Raw genomic sequence first — 18,093 nt, 5'->3', positions numbered from 1 at the left:
CGCAAACGCCCACATGACACACAACTCAACGCTGACCCGACTTCAAGGTGTGTTGGTAGGGCACCACAGTTTGGGTGAGCGACCCACGGGTTGCACCGTTGTGATTTGCCCCGATGGCACGGTGGGCGGGGTCGAAGTCCGAGGTGCCGCCCCTGGCACGCGAGAAACCGATTTGCTGGCCCCCCACAACACCGTGCCCCATGTACACGCGGTTTTGCTTTCAGGGGGGAGCGCCTTTGGCTTGGATGCGGCATCCGGGGTCATGAAATGGTTGGAGCAACATGGCCATGGTTTCCCGGTGGGGCCTGTTCGCGTCCCCATCGTGCCGGCTGCCGTGATTTTTGACCTGGGCGTGGGAGAACCCCGCATCCGTCCCGACCTCACGAGCGGCTGGATGGCCTGTGAAGCGGCCAGCTCGGCTCCGGTGAGCCTGGGTAATGTGGGCGCGGGTTCAGGCGCCACAGTCGGCAAAGTTTTTGGGCCCCACCTGGCGATGAAAGGGGGCATTGGCAGCGCTGCATTGACCGTGGGGGGCGTGACCGTGGCCGCTTTGGTGGTGGTCAATGCCTTGGGCGATGTGGTGAACCCAAAGAATGGGCGCATCCTTGCCGGTGCCAGAACCACAGCTTCAGGGCTGACACTTCAAGACACGGTCAACAGCCTGGTCCAGGGCGCATCCACGGGCGCACTTTCCACAGGGGGGAACACCACCATCGGCGTGCTGGCCACCGATGCCGTTTTGAGCAAAAGCCAAGCCCATCGACTGGCCCAAATGGGTCACAACGGTTTGGCCCAAACCATTCGACCCGTTCACACCCCCTGGGATGGTGACACGCTGTTTGCTTTGGCTACCGGTAAAAGTGGGGTGCCCGCGGACATGATGCTGTTGTCAACCCTGGCCACAGAAGTAACCGCTCTGGCGGTACTCAGCGCTGTGGCCAGTGCTGAAAGTTTGCGCCTGACCAGTGGTGAATGGTGGCCCAGCGCACGAGACCTCAAGTGAGGGCTTTGTAGCGCACCCGCTTGGGCTTGGCACCCTCCTCGCCCAGGCGCTTCTTCTTATCGGCTTCGTACTCTTGGTAGTTGCCGTCAAAGAAAGTCCAGTGCGAATCCCCTTCGCAAGCCAGGATGTGTGTGGCAATGCGGTCCAAGAACCAACGGTCATGGCTGATCACCATCACGCTGCCAGCAAACTCCAGGAGGGCATCCTCCAAAGCGCGCAAGGTTTCCACGTCCAAGTCGTTTGAGGGTTCGTCCAACAGCAACACATTGCCACCGGCGATCAAGGTTTTGGCCAAGTGCAGCCGGCCACGTTCACCGCCCGACAGGGTGCCCACACGCTTTTGTTGGTCACCGCCGTTGAAATTGAAGCGGCCACAGTACGCGCGGCTGGCCATCTCAAATTTGCCCACGGTCAGGATGTCCAAGCCACCCGAAACATCTTCCCAAACCGTTTTTTCGTTGGACAGGTCGTCGCGCGTTTGATCGACAAAGGCCATTTTGACGGTGGAGCCGATCTTGATCGTGCCACTGTCGGGTTGTTCTTTGCCCGCGATCATCCGAAACAAGGTGGATTTGCCGGCCCCGTTGGGGCCAATGATGCCGACGATGGCACCGGCCGGGACCTTGAAGCTCAGGTCGTCGATGAGCAAACGGTCACCAAAGGATTTGCTGACATGGGTGAACTCAAACACTTCATTGCCCAAACGCTCGGCCACCGGGATGAAAATTTCCTGGGTTTCGTTGCGTTTTTGGTATTCGAAATCTGACAACTCTTCAAAGCGAGCAATGCGCGCCTTGCTTTTGGCTTGACGGCCCTTGGGGTTTTGACGGACCCAATCGAGTTCCTTTTTCAAGGCCTTGGCACGGGCTTCCTCGCCCTTTTGCTCTTTCTCTAAGCGGTCTTGCTTTTGTTCCAACCAGGTGGTGTAGTTGCCTTTGTAGGGAATGCCGTGGCCTCGGTCGAGTTCCAAAATCCATTCAGCGGCATTGTCCAAAAAGTACCTGTCGTGGGTGATGGCCACCACGGTGCCAGAAAAACGCGCCAAAAATTGCTCCAGCCAATCCACCGATTCGGCGTCCAAGTGGTTGGTGGGTTCATCCAGCAACAACATGTCGGGACGGGAGAGCAATAATTGGCACAAGGCCACGCGGCGCTTTTCGCCGCCTGACAGGTTTTGAATCACGGCGTCCCAAGGCGGCAGGCGCAAGGCGTCCGCGGCAATCTCCAACTGGTGTTCGCTGTCGCTGCCTGCGGTGGCAATGATCGCCTCTAACTCGCCTTGCTCAGCCGCCAACTTGTCAAAGTCCGCATCGGGCTCTGCATAAGCGGCATAAATTTCTTCCAACCGGTTTTTCGCCGCCAGCACCTCACCCATGCCCCCTTCAACCGCCTGCCGAACCGTGCTTTGCGGGTCCAGCTTAGGCTCTTGCGGCAAATAGCCAATTTTCAAGCCTGCCATGGGTTGGGCTTCGCCCTCGATCTCGGTGTCCACACCCGCCATGATTTTCAGCAAGGTGGACTTGCCTGAACCGTTGAGACCCAACACACCAATCTTGGCGCCCGGGAAAAAGCTCAGCGAAATGTCCTTGAGGATGTGCCGCTTGGGTGGCACGATTTTGCCGACGCGTTTCATGGTGAAAACATACTGGGCCATGCGAAATATCCTTGGAACGCGGTTGAAAACCAGTGATTATCAGCCCTGAGCGCTGGCCCGGCCAAGGCAAATCAAATCATGCGACAATCGATCACGTTGCATCCTCCAGTTGGTGCAACACCAGCGCTTCTGCTGGGGCTGAGCTAGGCACACTGCATTTAGCTTTACAGCCCACCTGTGAACCCTGTTGGCCGATGACTGGCTGCTGTTGCAAACAGCGGATCAGGCCGAACTCCCGCGCCCGAGACGGCGCTCCATCATGAACTTTGACGATCTGAAACTGGCTCCGGCCATTTTGAAAGCCGTGCGCGAGCAAGGCTACGAAACCCCCACCCCCATTCAAGCCCAAGCCATACCGGCTGTTTTGGATGGACAAGACCTGCTGGCTGGCGCCCAGACGGGCACAGGCAAAACCGCTGCTTTCACCTTGCCCATGCTGCACAAATTGGCCATGAGCCGCAGCACCCCCAATAAGCACGGTGTTTTTGGTATCCGTGCCCTGGTGCTCACCCCTACCCGCGAACTGGCGGCTCAGGTCGAAGAGTCTGTGCGTGTTTATGGGAAATACTTGCAACTGACCTCAGCCGTGATTTTTGGCGGTGTTGGCATGAACCCCCAAATTGACCGCCTGCGCAACGGCGTGGACATCTTGGTCGCCACCCCCGGGCGGTTGTTGGACCTGCAGCAACAAGGCTTTCTGGACTTGTCGACGGTTCAAATATTGGTTTTGGATGAAGCCGATCGCATGCTCGACATGGGATTTGTGCACGATGTCAAAAAAATCCTGGCCCTGGTGCCGCGCGAAAAGCAAAGCCTGCTTTTCTCTGCCACGTTCAGCGAAGAGATTCGCGATTTGGCCAATGGCTTGCTTCGCAACCCACAAAGCATCCAAGTCACGCCCAGCAACACCACGGTGGAGAGCATCACCCAAGTGGTGCACCCGGTGGGTCGCGGCAAGAAAAAGGCTTTGCTCGCCCACATCATTGAGGCGCATGCATGGAGCCAGGTGCTGGTCTTCACCCGGACCAAATTTGGTGCCAACAACGTGGCCGAATTTTTGAACAAGCATGGCATCACGGCCATGGCCTTGCATGGCAACAAAAGCCAAACCGCACGCACCCAAGCTTTGGCTGGCTTCAAATCTGGCGACATCCGAGCCCTGGTGGCCACCGACATTGCAGCGCGGGGCATCGACATCGACGAATTGCCCCACGTGGTCAATTACGACATTCCCAACATCAGCGAAGACTATGTGCACCGGATTGGCCGCACCGGCCGAGCCGGCGCCACGGGTGAGGCCGTCAGTTTGGTCTCTCTGGATGAACAAGGGTTCATGCGCGACATCGAGCGCTTCACTGGGCAAGCGGTACCCGTCCAAGCCATTGAAGGCTTTGGGCCTGAGGAAAATGAAGTCGCCGAACCCATTGCCATGGGGCGTCAAACCCTGTGGGGCGGTTTGGGTCAACCCCCCAGCCGCGATGTGATGGCGGCGGCCGCCAAAGCCGCGCGCTCCGAAATGATGCAGCGCATGCGCGATGGCAAAGCCAGTCAAGGCCAACGGGCCACGCCACGCCCCAATGGCCAGGTGCGCACCCCCGGCGCCAAACCACCGCGCCCCAATGGGGGACAAGGCCAGGGCCGCAACCGATACCGTGATGACCGCCCACCACGTGACCCCATGATGGTGCGTGATGCCCCGCATGCACAAGCCCCTCACCACAACCCATCAGAAGGTGGCGCGGAGCCCGACGATTTCCAACCGCGCGCCAATGCGCATTTGGGCACCCAAAGTGGTGTCAATGCCTTTGGTCATAAAAACCAAAACAGCGCGATGCGCCAACCCGACCCTACCCGCACCAGCGTGGACCTGATGACCGAGCGCAATCGGGGCGGTGGTCAACGCAACAACAGTGGTCGCCCTGGGGGCCCACGCAAAGGTGGATTTGGTGGTGGCGGCGGTGGTGGTCGCTCCGGGGGCGGCGGCGGCGGTCGTGGCGGCGGATTTCCGCGCTAATTCACATCTACTGTCCCAGAGTGCAGGCACCCGGTTGAGGGGCCTTCACTCACGCGAATTGCGTGGTGTCGTTGCCCATTCGCTTGAGCACATCGTCCACGATGGCTTGTGGAGACTGGCCAATGTCGTAGCGCCAAGCGCGCTCTGTTTGCCCAGGCGGCTCCAGGGTTTCAAATTGACTTTGCAACAAACTGCTGGGCATGTAATGCCCTTTGCGGGCAGTCAAGCGTTGACCAATCAAATCGGCGCTGCCATGCAAATACAAAAAAAGTGCATTCGGCCAACCGCTCCTCAAGACGTCTCGATAAGATTTTTTCAAGGCGGAGCAAGCCAGCACCACACCTGAATTGACACGAGACTGATCTTTCAGCTCCAAAGCCAAACGCTCCAACCACAAGGCGCGATCGGCATCCGTGAGCGCAATGCCGTGTGCCATGCGATGAACGTTTTCGGGGGGATGAAATGCATCGCCTTCGATAAAGGCCCAGCCCAAGGTCTGGGCCAAAGAGGATGCGATGGTGGTTTTGCCACAACCGCTCACACCCATGACCACCACCACCATGCTTGACTCAGGCAATGCGCTGCTCGCTGGCACTGTCAAACACATGGGCGCGCGCTGCATCCATGAGCAAATGGACTTGGTCGCCGCTTTGAACCGAGGTACGGCCATGAATCACCATCACCAAATTGTGCTCACCGCAGCGCAACATCAGCTCGGTTTCAGAGCCAGTGGGTTCGACCAAGGTCACCTCCGCTTGAACACCTTCGCCGTTGGCAGACAGTTTTAAATCGGTGGGCCGGAAACCATAATGGACCGCTTGACCGGCCTTCAAACCGGCCAGGGCCGGCGCAGGCCAGCGCTGCCCATTCACCAAAACATCCCACTGGCCTTGATCGTACACAGCCTGACCCGGCAAGACATTCATGGCCGGGGACCCAATGAACTGGGCCACGAACAAATTACACGGATGGTCAAACAATTCCAGCGGGGTACCAATTTGCTCAATGATGCCGTCACGCATGACCACGATGCGGTCGGCCATGGTCATGGCTTCAATTTGGTCGTGCGTGACGTAAACCGTGGTGGTTCTGAGCCGCTGGTGCAAGGCCTTGATTTCGGCTCGCATGGCAACCCTCAACTTTGCATCCAGGTTGGATAAGGGCTCGTCGAACAAAAACACTTTGGGGTCGCGCACAATCGCTCGGCCCATGGCCACACGCTGGCGTTGACCGCCGGACAACTCACGCGGTTGGCGTTGCAACAAGCTGTCTAGGCTCAAGATTTTGGCGGCATTGAGCACCCGCTCCCGGATCAAGGTTTCGGGCGCTTTGCGCAACTTCAAGCTGAACGCCATGTTGTCATACACCGTCATATGGGGATACAAAGCGTAGCTTTGAAACACCATGGCAATGTCCCGATCCTTGGAGTCCAAGTCGTTGATCACCCGGTCATCGATGGCGATTTCACCCGCATTGATGTCTTCCAAGCCAGCCAACATGCGCAACAAGGTAGATTTACCGCAACCCGAGGGACCCACCAACACCACAAACTCACCATCATGGATATCAAAGCTGATGCCATGGATGACATCCACCGGGCCAAATGATTTTTTGATGTCGCGAAAAGAAATATGGGCCATGTCGTCTCTTTCAGGATTTAACGGCGCCTGCAGTCAGGCCCGAAACCATGTAGCGCTTAAAAGTGTAATAAATTGCCGCTGGTGGCAAGGCATACACCAAGCCCGTGGCCATCAGCAACTCCCAAGGCGAATCGTCGGCAGATAAGAAATTTCCCAGCGCCACGGCCAAGGTCACGGTGTCGTCGCGCGACAGCAGCAAAAAAGCATACAGGTATTCGTTCCAAGCCAACAGCAAAGAATAGGTGCCCACTGCCACCAAAGACGGCACCATCAACGGCAAATAAACCAAGCGAAACAATTGCATGGGAGATGCGCCATCCATGCGTGCCGCCTCATCCAGTTCATAAGGCAACTTGTCTGAGGCTTGCTTGAGAACCCAAATGCAATACGGAGAGGCGATGGTGACCATGGCCAAAATCAAAGCCCACTGGCTGTTGAGCAAACCGTAAACGCCCATGGTTTTGTACATCGGCACGGCCAAAAAAGCAGCCGGTATGAAGTAGGTGAACAAGGCCATGTTCAGCACTGTCCTGCCTCCTTGCACGCGCAAACGGCTGATGGCAAAAGCGGCAAAGGTGGAAATCACCAAAGTGATAAATGCCACCGCTGTCGCAATCAACACCGAGTTACCCAACTGAATCCAAAAATAATCCAGGTAAAAATGCTTTTGATAAAACACAAAGTTGAAGTTTTGCAACGTGGGCTCTTTGGGCCACAGCCGACCCGACGTCGCCGAGTCCCGGGGCGAAATAGAAAACAGCACCAAGTGATAAACCGGAATCATGGTCCACAAAAACAGGGGGATACCAATCAACAGCAGCTTGGCCTCGGTCAAGGTATTGCGCCAAGTCCAGGTTTTCATGGATAGGCCTTCATTTGGACAAACGCTTCATCATGAAAAACACCAAGGGCAAGACCAAGGGCAACGCCACCACAATCGAGGCCATGGCCAAGTCCACTTGGTCCAATCTCAGGTAGCGAATGCCCAATGTGGCCAGCACATGGGTCAAATCTGCGGGACCACCACCGGTGAGCAAATAAACAGAATTGAAGTCGCCCAATGTCCAAATCATCGACAAAATCGTGGAAGTCAAATACAGGGTCCGCATCGAAGGCCAGGTGATGAACCTGAATTTCTGCCAAGAACTGGCACCATCCACCGAGGCAGCCTCGTATTGCTCAGCGGGAATGGACATGCGACCTGCCAGCAAGATCAAGGTCCAAAAAGGCAAGGATTTCCAGATGTGCATGACCATGGAAAAGGACAAGGCCAAGGTGGTGTCGTTGAGCCAATTCGGGCCATCTAGACCGGTGAGTTGAAAAATTTGTGTATTGATCACACCCCACTCGGGGTTGAGCATGAAACGCACCGACAAAATGGTGGGGATCGACGGCAGGGCCCAGGGCAAGATGAACAAAAGTGACAGGGCCTTGATCCACCATCTTTTGTGCAAAAAGAAACCCGATAACACCATGGCCATGGCCATCTTGACATTGATGGCCACCACCAAAAAAACCAAGGTGTTCACAGCCGTGCGGAAAAAAATAGGGTCGTCAAACAGCTTGACGTAACTTTCTGGATGGCGTGCCAACCACAACCCGTAGCAAACGGGGTACAGCACAAACAAGAAAAAAATCAATAAGTAAGGCACCAACATCCACCGGCCAGCACGCTCCCATTGGGTAAGTGTGGATGGCGCAGCAGGTGTCAGAGCGAGGGAATCAGACATATCGCAATTGAACCAAAAGGACGGGGCCCAAGCTTGAATTGGGCCCCGTTTTTGTCATCTGGCCATCAGCGGGCGACCGTCTTGATGCGATCAATCATCTCATCAACGGCTTTTTCCACCGGCACTTTTTCGTTCAACACGCGGTTCATCGCCTTGGCCCAAACGTTTTCGTTGTTGAGCTGGGTGAACCTGAAGTTTTTGGTGAACTCAAAGGGGCTGGTCCCGTTCATGAACTGGGTATAGACCGCTTTGCGATGGACATCGTCCTGCCAAAACTTGCTTTGTTGGCCCACTTTGGTCACCGGGAACCAGCGACCCAAAGAGCCTTCCACATAAGGGGTCAGGTTTTCTTCTTGCAGCAAAAAGCTGACGAAGTCCTTGGCACGGGCCTTATTTTTAGCGTCCTTGAAAATCACACCGGTTTTGATCGCCGCGCGATAAACCATTTTGGAGCCGTCGGGTTTGTTCGGAAAGCCCGCTGTTTTCACCAACTCTTTGTAGTTTTTGGTGGCGGTCGCGCGCTGCTCAGGGGTGAGCGCCGCGTTGTTCATGTCGTCCAACCATTTGGCCGCGATGGAAATGGTGGCATTGTGGGTCATCACCGTGGTTTTGTTGTGAAACGCAACGTTGTTGTCCGGGTCCTTCCAGCTGGTCGAAGAAGGTGGCGTGCAACCGCGACCATAAACAGCGGTGTAGTCGGTCATGGCAGCGATCAGTCCCTTGCGCACATCAGGATCGTCGACCAGCAATTTGCCCGAGTCACTGACCAACTTGACGTTGTGAGCATCCATGAAGGTCAAGAAAGAAAAGAACGAGTCGCTGGAATCAACGCCCATGGGTTGGCCGATGCCAAAGCTGCGCTGCCCTGTTTTTTGTCGGTGTGCCGCTTGGACCTTGCCGCACCAAAATTCCCAGTAATCTTTCCAGTTGGTGGGAATATCTGTGTCCTTGAAGCCCGCATCGCTCAACATGTCAGCCCAGTACTGGATGTGCATGGTCTGCTGCTTGATGGGGAAGGCGTAATAAGCGCGTTTATTTTCTTTGTTGTTCAGCAAAAAGGTGGTTTCAATGGTGTTGCCAGCGAAACGCGCACGGATCGGGTTGATCACGCTGCTGATGTCCTCGAGCTTGCCATCGTAGGCCCAGGAAGCCGTCACTTGAAAGTCATACACGTCGGCATAGGCCACATCTGGTGGGGTGCCCGAGTCCAAAGCCGCAACGGTCTTTGGAATCATGTCTTGAATCGGATATTGCGACAACTCGACCTTGACATTTTTGTACTTGGCTTCGAATTTTTTGATGGCCGCATAAAGCGCATCATCTTCAGCCTTGTAAAAGCCTTTGACCCAAAAAACATTCAGTTTTTCTTGTGACATGGCCGGGGATGCCGCCATCATGCCTGCGGCCACCATGGCAGCAGCCCACATTTTTTTCATTTTCATGCTTTGTCTCCTTTTATATGGAAGTGGTGGAAATCATCAGAGCGCCCGCAAAGGGGATGCGGGGCGCCCAATGTAGGGAATTCGTCGGCGCGAAGACAAGACCAAATCAATGTCTTGCTTGGCCCCGTCGATCAAATGCAATATGGCGGCTTCGGCGCGATCGGGTTCTCGAGCGATCACGGCATCCAGCACTTCTCTGTGCATGGACAAAGATTCGGCCGGGCCATTCTTCTTGGCTGTGGAAATTTCAAAACTGGTGCGAAGCAATGCGCCCAACACTTTGCTCATTTGCACCAACATGCGGTTGCCAGAGGCCTGCAACAAACCCTGGTGAAAGCGCAGGTCGTGGGTGACGTAATCGCCCCCGTTTTCAACGGCATTTTTCATCCCAGAAAAGGCCACTTCAATGGAAGTGAGCTCTTGTGTCGTTGCGCGCTCAGCGGCCAATCGAATGGCAGCCGGCTCCACAATCCGTCGCAACTCTTGCAAATCGCGCAAAAAATCAGCACTCAATCGTTTTTGAGACAACCAAGACACCACATCGGGATCAAACCAATTCCACTGGTCCTCCGACAAAACGCGTGTTCCCAGCTTGGGTCCTGTGACGATCAAGCCCTTGGCGACCAGCGACTTGATGGACTCGCGAACCACGGTTCGGCTGACCCCAAAGTTCTCGCACAACTGGGGCTCTGGCGGCAGACTGGTTCCCACAGGATATTGGCCCGCCACAATGCTTTTTCCAAGTGCCTCAACGGTGCTGGCGTGGGCATTCTTAACGGGGATCCGCGTGGGAGAGATCAGGCGCAATGAGTGCATAGGTTCTTATCGTATGACCATTGGCTGAACGCAGACACCCATGAAAACCCTGAACGGGTTTGCGCTTATTCCCGAGGAGGCGGGCACTCTGGGATGGGGGTGAGCAAGGGTTGATTTGAGAAATGTGCCTGCAGATTCATCAATGCCAAATTGGCCATGGCACGCCGCGTTTCCATGGTGCCGCTGGCCATGTGGGGGGTGAGGACGACATTGTCCAAAGCCCGCAGCTCGGGCACCACCCTGGGTTCGTCGATATAGACATCCAAGCCCGCACCGGCGATGGATTTGGATTTGAGGGCCTGGATCAAGGCGGGTTGATCCACCACAGAACCACGGGCCACGTTGATCAAGAAACCTTTGGGGCCCAAGGCGGCCAACACCTCGGCATTGATCAGTCCACGCGTGCCATCGCCCCCAGGGGTGATGGCCACCAGAAAATCCACCTGAGCCGCCAAGGCCTTGGGACTGGGGTAATAGGTGAATGGCAAATCGGGGTGTTCGTTGCGCGATGTGTATGCAATGCTCATGTCAAAAGCGGCTGCGCGTTTGGCAATCGCTTGCCCAATGCGCCCAATGCCCACCAAACCCAATCGAGCACCCGTCAACTTGCGAGCCAGTGGAAAGGGCCCGTCCACCCAATCACCAGTGCGCACAAATTGATGTGCTTGCGGAATGCGACGCGCCACCGACAACATCAGACCCAGTGCCAAATCAGCCACATCGTCATTGAGAACCCCGGGCGTGTGGCTGACGCGGATGCCGCGCTCTTGGATGGTGGGGATGTCGACGCCGTCATAACCCACGCCAAAAATCGAGACCATTTCCACAGCAGGAAACAAGCTGAGCAATTTTTTGTCAATTTTGGACTCGCCCCCACCCACGATGGCCCGAATCCGGCCCAAGGCCCCTGGGTCGGTGATGTGCTCATGGTCGTGGATTTGGAAATGGTCTTGTAAATCGCTCATCAAGAACGGGGGAAGTTTTGATACGCACAAGATTTCAGGGGTGCCCATGGATAGCTCCAGAGTGAATTTCGAGCTAACATCATACGATAACGATGCCCAAAACCCAGCACCACGGAGACCCAGATGACCACTTCACCTCGCAAAAAGCCGGAAGAACTGCGCAGCCAACAATGGTTCGGGCGCCAAGATCGCGATGGGTTTGCCTATCGCAGTTGGCTCAAGGGCAAGGGCATCCCCCACGATCAATTCGATGGCCGACCCGTGATTGGCATTTGCAATACTTTCAGTGAGTTGACCCCCTGCAACTCGCACTTCAGAACCATCGCCGAGCAAGTCAAGATCGGGGTGTATGAGGCAGGCGGATTTCCGCTGGAGTTTCCGGTCATGTCGCTGGGTGAAGTGATGTTGCGCCCGACCGCCATGCTCTACCGCAACCTCAGCAGCATGGACGTGGAAGAAAGCATCCGTGGCAACCCCATGGACGGCGTGGTGTTGCTCATGGGCTGCGACAAAACCACCCCAGCCCTCATCATGGGTGCGGCCAGTGCGGACCTGCCCACCATTGGGGTCAGTGGCGGGCCGATGCTCAACGGCAAGTGGCGTGGTCAAGAGTTGGGCTCGGGCACAGGCGTGTGGAGCATGAGTGAACAAGTGCGAGCAGGCACTTTGAAATTGGCCGAATTTTTAGAAGCCGAAAGCTGCATGCACCGCAGCCATGGGCACTGCATGACCATGGGAACCGCTTCCACCATGGCCAGCATGGTGGAAGCCTTGGGTCTGGGCCTGCCTGGCAATGCCGCCTACCCCGCGGTCGACGGCCGTCGCAATGTGTTGGCCCGCATGGCGGGTCGGCGCATAGTGGAAATGGTGCACAGCGATCACAAAATTTCTCAGATTTTGACCCGCGAAGCTTTTGAAAACGCGATCAAAACTTTGGCTGCGATCGGCGGCTCCACCAATGCGGTGATCCACCTGATTGCCATGGCTGGACGCCTGGGCATCACCCTCACACTGGAGGACTTTGATCGCCTGGCCAGCGACCTGCCCTGCTTGGTCAATTTGCAACCCTCAGGCGATCACCTGATGGAAGATTTTTGCTATGCCGGCGGGCTGCCGGTGGTGATGAAAGAAATCGAACACCTGCTGCACAAAGACCTGCTCACCGCCAGCGGCCACACCGTGGCTGAAAACATCGCCAGCGCGCAAAACCACGACCCGCGTGTGATCAAGCCCTTTGCGGCCCCCTTCAAAGACAAAGCAGGTATTGCAGTGCTGCGCGGCAATTTGGCCCCCAGAGGTGCGGTCATCAAGCCGAGTGCAGCCACGCCGGCTTTGCTGGTGCACAAAGGGCGGGCCGTGGTGTTTGAAAACATTGAAGACTTTCACCAGCGCATCGATGACGAAAACCTGGACGTCGATGAGAGCTGCATTTTGGTGTTAAAGAACTGCGGCCCCAAAGGCTATCCTGGCATGGCCGAAGTGGGCAACATGCCATTGCCACCGAAAATTTTGCGCAAGGGCATCACCGACATGGTGCGCATCAGCGATGCGCGCATGAGTGGCACAGCCTACGGCACGGTGGTGTTGCACACGGCACCTGAGGCCGCCGCTGGCGGTGTTTTGGCTTTGGTGGAAAACGGCGACATCATTGAACTGGACGTGCCCAAGCGCTTGCTGCAACTGCATGTGAGCGAAGCGGTGTTGGCGCAGCGCCGTGCCCTGTGGAAAGCCCCCGAGCCCCGGCTCAACTCAGGTTACTGGAAACTCTATATTGACCACGTGCTGCAAGCCGACGAAGGTGCCGATCTGGACTTTTTGCGTGGCCATCGTGGTGCTTTTGTGCCCCGCGACAACCACTGAAGCGCTCAGCGTCTGAAACCCTTGAGCGCGCTGGCACCCAAGCCAGCCAGCTCGCAATCGGCGATGTATTGACGGATGATGGTCTGAAAGTCCGCGTCGGGCATCAAACCCAAATCAGCGGCCCGCTGTGCTGTGGCGCCCTGGCTCCAGTTGGCCACAATGCCGGCAATTTGTGCGTTGCGCTCAAAGCGCACACGGGCCCGAACCTCTGGCCCCGCCACGGCCTCCAAAGCATCCAACATCTGGGCCACCGTGATGTTCAAGCCAGGCAAGTTCATGGCCGTGCGTCCCCTATAGGCTTCGCGAGTGGCTTCAAAGACCTTGATCAAACCCTCAATGGTTTTTCCCGGCGATGCCACCGGGTGAGACACGCTGGCATCCACGGGGCAAATAGAAAGCTCACCCGCCAAAGGCTCGCGGATGATGCCGCTGAAAAAAGATGACGCCGCTCCATTGGGTCGCCCTGGGCGCACGGTGACCGTCATCAAGCGGGCACTGCGGCCATCGATATAACCTTTGCGGGTGTAATCGCTGACCAAATGCTCGCAAATGAGCTTGTGGATGCCGTAAGAGGTCTGCGGGGTGGGCAAGGTGTCGTCGCTGACCACACCCGGCCAATGGTGACCCGCATCGGGGCCATACACCGCCACAGAACTGGAAAAAACAAACCGCGGTGCGTGCTTGGCATGCCGAAAAGCATCCAACAACGCGCGGGTAGAGTCGATATTGGAGCGCAAGCCCAAATCAAAATCATCTTCACATTCGCCAGACACCGCAGAGGCCAAATGGAAAACGGCATCGGGCTGCCATGCTGCCAAATCAGCCACTTGTGCGAGCAGCGGCCCCGTGCGCACGTGCACATTGGACTGGGCCACCAAATCGGTAGGTGGGGCTTGCTGATCGGTGAGCATCAAGCCGCTGACCGCTTTGCCATCCAATTGACCTGTGGCCAATAAGGTCCGCGCCAAGCGTGCGCCCAAAAAACCGCCGCCGCCTGTGATCAAAATTTTCATGTTGTCTCCTTATCGTCCTGAAAGGCTTTACGCTGCTGGACCGTGTGGCACATTATTTCAGGGCTGGACTGGCCAGGCCCGAGAGCAAACCCTCAAAACACATCACTTCTATACTCACTTTATCCCAGCACCCTATCCACATCTGCCCAAACCCTGCCCATGGGGAGACCCTTCATGCCCCCAAGCGAAACCATTCACCACCCGACCTTGATTGCCGTGGATTGGGGCACGAGTGCGTTGCGAGCCGCGCTGATTGCCGATGGAAAAATCGTCTCGCAGCGGCACAGCGATCAAGGTATTTTGCAAATCGCACCGGGGGGATTTGCCAACGCGTTGGACCATTTTTGTGGTGATTGGATGGCTCACTCCCAAGCCCTGACCCTCATCTGCGGCATGGCCGGAAGCGCCCAAGGTTGGCAGCTCGCCCCATACATGGCTTGCCCCAGACCACTACAAAACCTGACCCAACATTTGGTTTGGGTGGTGCCCAACAAAGTGGCATTGGTCCCAGGCATTTCTTGCGAACTGTCGCATGCCCCCGATGTGATGCGCGGCGAGGAAACCCAAGTGCTGGGGGCGCTGCAACTGTTGGGCTGTGCTGACGCCACGGTGATCTTGCCGGGCACCCACAGCAAGTGGGTGATGGTGGAAAACCACAGCGTGATGCACTTTCAAACCTTCATGACAGGAGAATGCTTTGCCCTGCTGAAGCAGCACTCCATCTTGGAACGAACGCTGAGCGCGCCCCAGTCTGACCCATCGTCAGCGGATGAGGGGGATGAACGATTGTTTGATCAAGGCGTTGCGCTCGCGTTCACCGGGGCCAGCCTTTTGCACACGCTTTTTTCTGTGCGCACCTTGGCTTTGATGGATCGACTCAAGCCCACGCAAGGCTTGGCCTACCTGTCGGGCTTGTTGATTGGCGAAGAGTTGCGTGCCCAAGCCCATCTGCTGAAGGGGCCCCTGGTGGTGGTGGCCAATCCCACTTTGCAAAGACGCTATCAACGCGCTTTGGCCTTGCGCGGGTTCAGCTGTCAAACCTTGGGTGACGATGCCACCTGGCAAGGCTTGCAATGCCTGGCAAGCCACTTGACTCGCCACACCCTTGGTAGCATCTCTGCATGATGAACACCCCTGACTTGCCCAGCGCCATGGCGCAATTGCCCTTGATCGCGATTTTGCGTGGCATAGAACCCGATCAAGCCCTGCAAGTGGGACATGCCTTGGTCGATGCGGGCTGGTGCATGATTGAGGTGCCATTGAATTCACCCAAACCTTTGCAGAGCATTGCGGCCCTGCGAGCGCGGCTGGGTCAGTGCTTGATCGGAGCGGGTACTGTCATGGATGTGCAGCAGGTGCGCGATGTCCATGCCGCTGGCGGTCAACTCATCGTCAGCCCGCACTTTGACCCCTTGGTGGTCGCTGAAGCCAAAAGACTGGGAATGATCGCCTTGCCCGGCGTGGCCACACCTTCGGAAGCCTTCGCCGCTTTGCGCTGCCAGGCCGATGGGCTCAAGGTGTTCCCAGCTGAAATGGTTCAACCCGCCGTGCTCAAAGCATGGTGTGCAGTGTTGCCAGCCCACACGCCTTTGTTCCCTGTCGGGGGCATCAACCCAGAGAACATGGCCGCCTATCGCAGCGCTGGGGCGAAAGGGTTTGGCATTGGCTCAGCACTGTTCAAGCCCGGCATGAGCTCTGATGCAGTGCACCATCAAGCCCTGCGGTTTCGCCAGGCATGGACAGATTTGAAATGAATATCCCCCCTTTGAATGACGCACCGAGTTTGCAGGTCGCTGCAGGCGTGGCCACCATCACCTTGCAGCGCCCTGCTTTGCGCAACAGTTTGAACAACCAAGACCTGAGCACCTTGTTGGATCAATTTGAGGCCATCAATGCCAACCCAGACATCCGCGTTGTGGTTTTGCGCGCACATACCCAAGACATGCCGCACCCCGTGTTCAGTGCTGGCTACCACGTGGCCGGTCTGGATGGGGATACATCGGCACCCAACTTTTTTCAAACCGTGCCAGATGCACTGGCCCGCCTGCGGCCCATCACCATCTGTGCGCTCAATGGCAGCGTATATGGTGGCGCCACCGATCTGGTGCTGGCCTGTGACCTTGTGCTGGCGCAACAGGGCATGGCGTGGCGAATGCCTGCCTGCGCCATAGGGTTGCACTACTACGCCAGTGGTTTACAACGCTATATTCAGAAAATGGGGCTTAGCCTGAGTCAGCGGGCTTTTTTGTTGGGCACGGCCATGCCCTTTGAGCAACTGCAAGCATGCGGAATGTTCCATGCTTTGGTCAGTGAATCCCAATTTGAGGATCATCTGCATCAATTGGTGCAACAAGTGTTGGGATTGGCACCCGGGGCCGTTCAGGCCACCAAGCAATCCTTGCTCGATGTGGCCGAAGGCATGCCAGACATCGCCGCGATACAAGCCCGCGAGGCCAGCAGTCAAAGCAGCGCCGACTTTGCGGAAGGCCGGCTGGCCATGCAAGAGCGACGCAAACCCGTGTTTCAAGGACGATAAGGGCTTGACATGAACCACTCCCCGCTTCGCAACAAGCTCGACGCCCAAGCCGCACAGGTGGTGCTGGAAAATTGGCTAGAACTGGAACAAGAAGTCCGACGCCACGCGCCACCAGCAGCCATGCAAGCTGGGGACATTTGGCGCGGTCAAACGGGCTTAGAAGCCATCACAGGCATGTTGGAGGGCCGCACCCCACCGGCCCCCATCGGTGCGAACCAGAATTTTTGTATCGTCCAAGCCAGTCTGGGCAAGGTGATTTTTCAGGGTCGCCCCCAAAACAGCCATCTGAACCCCATGGGTACCGTCCATGGGGGCTGGTACGCCACGATTTTGGACTCAGCCCTGGGCTGCGCTGTGCACACCATGCTGCCAGCGGGTCGCGGATACACGACCAGCCAGCTCAACCTTCAGTTGGTCAGGTCGATACCTTTGAGTGTGGAGCGGGTTCAAGCCGTGGCTGAAGTGGTGCACTGTGGAAGACAATTGGCCACAGCCCAAAGCCAATTGCTGGGCCCCGATGGCTGCCTGTACGCCCATGCCACCTGTACTTGTTTGATTTTTGACCTGCCTGAAAGCACACCCCGATGAGACTGTTACACACCATGTTGCGCGTCACCGACTTGCAACGCGCGATCGATTTCTACACCCGGGTGCTGGGCATGACCCTGTTGCGCACCACCGAGCGACCAGAACAAAAGTATTCATTGGCCTTTGTGGGCTACGGCAGCAATCCTGAGCATGCCGAGATCGAGCTCACCTATAACCACGGCGTGCACCAGTATGAAATGGGCACCGCTTTTGGCCATTTAGCTTTGGGTGTGAGCGATGTGTATGCCACTTGTGAGCGGATCCGTGCCCAAGGTGGGCAAATCACCCGAGAGCCCGGCCCCGTGGCCGGCGGAACCCGGGTGATCGCCTTTGTCGTGGACCCAGATGGCTACAAAATTGAGCTGGTTCAGCACCCCTGAAGTTTTGATCGCCATGTGCCAACGCTTTTTTGCCCACCTCTTGCTACTGTGCGCGCTGCTCGGGGTTATGCCTGCACAAGCGGCCTGGACTTCCATGGGCCTACAAGACGGGGTTGGTTTTTTTGTGGATGCCGAGAACGTTGAAACCGTCAATGGCTATCGCCGCGTCTGGGTACTACAAAACTACCCTTCGCCCAATGTATATGGCGCCCAATCCATGATGATGCTCATTGAGATCGATTGCAAAGATGAAAAAGTGCGCTTGCTCAAATTGGTCGGTTATTCGGGGCAGTCGCAAAGCGGCTATTCACAAACCCTGCGCAGTGATACCGGCGCTTGGGAAGTCACCAAAGTGGGCAGCATGTTTCGCAGCATTCAATTTGCCGGCTGTCGCCAGCAAATGAAGCGCGGATACAAAATTTACACGTCTAAGTATTGACCTGGCCAGGTCT

18 protein-coding genes are annotated in these 18,093 nt (G+C 56.6%); 9 read left to right on the top strand and 9 right to left on the bottom strand.

Annotated elements, in window-relative coordinates:
• The first annotated feature begins 13 nt into the window (after positions 1–13).
• The gene (locus tag AC8GFZ_RS10905; RefSeq protein ID WP_506644907.1) at positions 14–1,003 is read left to right on the top strand and encodes a P1 family peptidase; all 990 of its coding nucleotides are present in this window, start codon (positions 14–16) and stop codon (positions 1,001–1,003) included.
• Here AC8GFZ_RS10905 and ettA read toward each other — a convergent pair.
• Positions 996–2,657, bottom strand: a complete 1,662-nt coding sequence (gene ettA, locus AC8GFZ_RS10900; RefSeq protein WP_506644906.1) for an energy-dependent translational throttle protein EttA — start codon at positions 2,655–2,657, stop codon at positions 996–998. The two genes, AC8GFZ_RS10905 and ettA, sit on opposite strands and share 8 nt — an antisense overlap.
• Before the next feature lie 259 nt (positions 2,658–2,916).
• On the opposite strand from ettA, the gene AC8GFZ_RS10895 reads away from it, so the two are divergent.
• On the top strand, positions 2,917–4,671 hold the full coding sequence (locus AC8GFZ_RS10895; protein ID WP_506644905.1) for a DEAD/DEAH box helicase: 1,755 nt from the start codon (positions 2,917–2,919) through the stop codon (positions 4,669–4,671).
• A 49-nt stretch (positions 4,672–4,720) separates the two neighbouring features.
• Here the strand turns inward: AC8GFZ_RS10895 and AC8GFZ_RS10890 are convergent, their stop codons facing one another.
• The 7 genes from AC8GFZ_RS10890 to AC8GFZ_RS10860 form a co-directional block, all read right to left on the bottom strand.
• Entirely contained in the window at positions 4,721–5,278 is a 558-nt protein-coding gene (locus AC8GFZ_RS10890) for a gluconokinase (RefSeq protein ID WP_506644904.1), read from the bottom strand.
• On the bottom strand, positions 5,241–6,311 hold the full coding sequence (locus tag AC8GFZ_RS10885; protein WP_506644903.1) for an ABC transporter ATP-binding protein: 1,071 nt from the start codon (positions 6,309–6,311) through the stop codon (positions 5,241–5,243). The genes AC8GFZ_RS10890 and AC8GFZ_RS10885 overlap by 38 nt, the downstream gene beginning before the upstream one ends.
• A gap of 10 nt (positions 6,312–6,321) precedes the next feature.
• Entirely contained in the window at positions 6,322–7,173 is an 852-nt protein-coding gene (locus AC8GFZ_RS10880) for a carbohydrate ABC transporter permease (protein ID WP_506644902.1), read from the bottom strand.
• A 10-nt stretch (positions 7,174–7,183) separates the two neighbouring features.
• The gene (locus AC8GFZ_RS10875) at positions 7,184–8,041 is read right to left on the bottom strand and encodes a carbohydrate ABC transporter permease (protein WP_506644901.1); all 858 of its coding nucleotides are present in this window, start codon (positions 8,039–8,041) and stop codon (positions 7,184–7,186) included.
• Positions 8,042–8,106: 65 nt separating this feature from the next.
• On the bottom strand, positions 8,107–9,483 hold the full coding sequence (locus AC8GFZ_RS10870) for an ABC transporter substrate-binding protein (protein WP_506644900.1): 1,377 nt from the start codon (positions 9,481–9,483) through the stop codon (positions 8,107–8,109).
• 36 nt (positions 9,484–9,519) lie between these two features.
• Complete coding sequence (locus tag AC8GFZ_RS10865; RefSeq protein ID WP_506644899.1) at positions 9,520–10,299, bottom strand: FadR/GntR family transcriptional regulator; 780 nt, start codon at positions 10,297–10,299, stop codon at positions 9,520–9,522.
• A 65-nt stretch (positions 10,300–10,364) separates the two neighbouring features.
• A complete protein-coding gene (locus AC8GFZ_RS10860; protein WP_506644898.1) occupies positions 10,365–11,312 on the bottom strand; it encodes a 2-hydroxyacid dehydrogenase in 948 nt (315 codons plus the stop codon).
• Positions 11,313–11,387: 75 nt separating this feature from the next.
• Between AC8GFZ_RS10860 and AC8GFZ_RS10855 the strand changes: the two genes are divergently transcribed.
• A complete protein-coding gene (locus tag AC8GFZ_RS10855) occupies positions 11,388–13,124 on the top strand; it encodes an IlvD/Edd family dehydratase (RefSeq protein WP_506644897.1) in 1,737 nt (578 codons plus the stop codon).
• Between the two features lie 5 nt (positions 13,125–13,129).
• Here AC8GFZ_RS10855 and denD read toward each other — a convergent pair whose 3' ends face one another.
• Positions 13,130–14,137 (bottom strand): D-erythronate dehydrogenase, encoded by a 1,008-nt coding sequence (gene denD, locus AC8GFZ_RS10850; protein ID WP_506644896.1) that lies wholly within the window; start codon positions 14,135–14,137, stop codon positions 13,130–13,132.
• Between the two features lie 174 nt (positions 14,138–14,311).
• Here denD and AC8GFZ_RS10845 point away from each other — a divergent pair, with 174 nt between their 5' ends.
• From AC8GFZ_RS10845 to AC8GFZ_RS10820, 6 genes are read left to right on the top strand one after another with little or no spacing between them, the layout of a single operon-like run.
• Positions 14,312–15,262: a 2-dehydro-3-deoxygalactonokinase gene (locus AC8GFZ_RS10845; RefSeq protein WP_506644895.1), complete on the top strand. Its 951-nt coding sequence runs from the start codon at positions 14,312–14,314 to the stop codon at positions 15,260–15,262.
• Positions 15,262–15,891: a 2-dehydro-3-deoxy-6-phosphogalactonate aldolase gene (locus AC8GFZ_RS10840; RefSeq protein ID WP_506645113.1), complete on the top strand. Its 630-nt coding sequence runs from the start codon at positions 15,262–15,264 to the stop codon at positions 15,889–15,891. Before AC8GFZ_RS10845 ends, AC8GFZ_RS10840 begins: the two co-directional genes overlap by 1 nt.
• On the top strand, positions 15,888–16,673 hold the full coding sequence (locus tag AC8GFZ_RS10835) for an enoyl-CoA hydratase/isomerase family protein (protein ID WP_506644894.1): 786 nt from the start codon (positions 15,888–15,890) through the stop codon (positions 16,671–16,673). Before AC8GFZ_RS10840 ends, AC8GFZ_RS10835 begins: the two co-directional genes overlap by 4 nt.
• Positions 16,674–16,682: 9 nt before the next feature.
• Complete coding sequence (locus tag AC8GFZ_RS10830) at positions 16,683–17,261, top strand: PaaI family thioesterase (RefSeq protein ID WP_506644893.1); 579 nt, start codon at positions 16,683–16,685, stop codon at positions 17,259–17,261.
• Positions 17,258–17,641 carry a lactoylglutathione lyase gene (gloA, locus tag AC8GFZ_RS10825; protein WP_506644892.1) on the top strand — a complete coding sequence of 128 codons (384 nt, stop codon included), beginning with the start codon at positions 17,258–17,260 and terminating at the stop codon, positions 17,639–17,641. Before AC8GFZ_RS10830 ends, gloA begins: the two co-directional genes overlap by 4 nt.
• Positions 17,619–18,080 carry a surface-adhesin E family protein gene (locus tag AC8GFZ_RS10820; RefSeq protein WP_506644891.1) on the top strand — a complete coding sequence of 154 codons (462 nt, stop codon included), beginning with the start codon at positions 17,619–17,621 and terminating at the stop codon, positions 18,078–18,080. Before gloA ends, AC8GFZ_RS10820 begins: the two co-directional genes overlap by 23 nt.
• Positions 18,081–18,093 lie beyond the last annotated feature (13 nt).

The sequence above is a fragment of the Limnohabitans rimovensis (SeqCode) genome (assembly GCF_965234775.1).
GTDB lineage: Bacteria > Pseudomonadota > Gammaproteobacteria > Burkholderiales > Burkholderiaceae_C > Limnohabitans > Limnohabitans rimovensis.
Note: the sequence above shows the minus strand (reverse complement) of the source record. Positions and strands in the feature narration are given on the sequence as shown.

Bases quoted from the DNA above. Each gene is read 5' to 3' on its own strand.
- AC8GFZ_RS10905 (WP_506644907.1), top strand. From the start codon at position 14: ATGACACACAACTCAACGCTGACCCGACTTCAAGGTGTGTTGGTAGGG.
- ettA (WP_506644906.1), bottom strand. From the start codon at position 2,657: ATGGCCCAGTATGTTTTCACCATGAAACGCGTCGGCAAAATCGTGCCA.
- AC8GFZ_RS10895 (WP_506644905.1), top strand. From the start codon at position 2,917: ATGAACTTTGACGATCTGAAACTGGCTCCGGCCATTTTGAAAGCCGTG.
- AC8GFZ_RS10890 (WP_506644904.1), bottom strand. From the start codon at position 5,278: ATGTGTTTGACAGTGCCAGCGAGCAGCGCATTGCCTGAGTCAAGCATG.
- AC8GFZ_RS10885 (WP_506644903.1), bottom strand. From the start codon at position 6,311: ATGGCCCATATTTCTTTTCGCGACATCAAAAAATCATTTGGCCCGGTG.
- AC8GFZ_RS10880 (WP_506644902.1), bottom strand. From the start codon at position 7,173: ATGAAAACCTGGACTTGGCGCAATACCTTGACCGAGGCCAAGCTGCTG.
- AC8GFZ_RS10875 (WP_506644901.1), bottom strand. From the start codon at position 8,041: ATGTCTGATTCCCTCGCTCTGACACCTGCTGCGCCATCCACACTTACC.
- AC8GFZ_RS10870 (WP_506644900.1), bottom strand. From the start codon at position 9,483: ATGAAAATGAAAAAAATGTGGGCTGCTGCCATGGTGGCCGCAGGCATG.
- AC8GFZ_RS10865 (WP_506644899.1), bottom strand. From the start codon at position 10,299: ATGCACTCATTGCGCCTGATCTCTCCCACGCGGATCCCCGTTAAGAAT.
- AC8GFZ_RS10860 (WP_506644898.1), bottom strand. From the start codon at position 11,312: ATGGGCACCCCTGAAATCTTGTGCGTATCAAAACTTCCCCCGTTCTTG.
- AC8GFZ_RS10855 (WP_506644897.1), top strand. From the start codon at position 11,388: ATGACCACTTCACCTCGCAAAAAGCCGGAAGAACTGCGCAGCCAACAA.
- denD (WP_506644896.1), bottom strand. From the start codon at position 14,137: ATGAAAATTTTGATCACAGGCGGCGGCGGTTTTTTGGGCGCACGCTTG.
- AC8GFZ_RS10845 (WP_506644895.1), top strand. From the start codon at position 14,312: ATGCCCCCAAGCGAAACCATTCACCACCCGACCTTGATTGCCGTGGAT.
- AC8GFZ_RS10840 (WP_506645113.1), top strand. From the start codon at position 15,262: ATGAACACCCCTGACTTGCCCAGCGCCATGGCGCAATTGCCCTTGATC.
- AC8GFZ_RS10835 (WP_506644894.1), top strand. From the start codon at position 15,888: ATGAATATCCCCCCTTTGAATGACGCACCGAGTTTGCAGGTCGCTGCA.
- AC8GFZ_RS10830 (WP_506644893.1), top strand. From the start codon at position 16,683: ATGAACCACTCCCCGCTTCGCAACAAGCTCGACGCCCAAGCCGCACAG.
- gloA (WP_506644892.1), top strand. From the start codon at position 17,258: ATGAGACTGTTACACACCATGTTGCGCGTCACCGACTTGCAACGCGCG.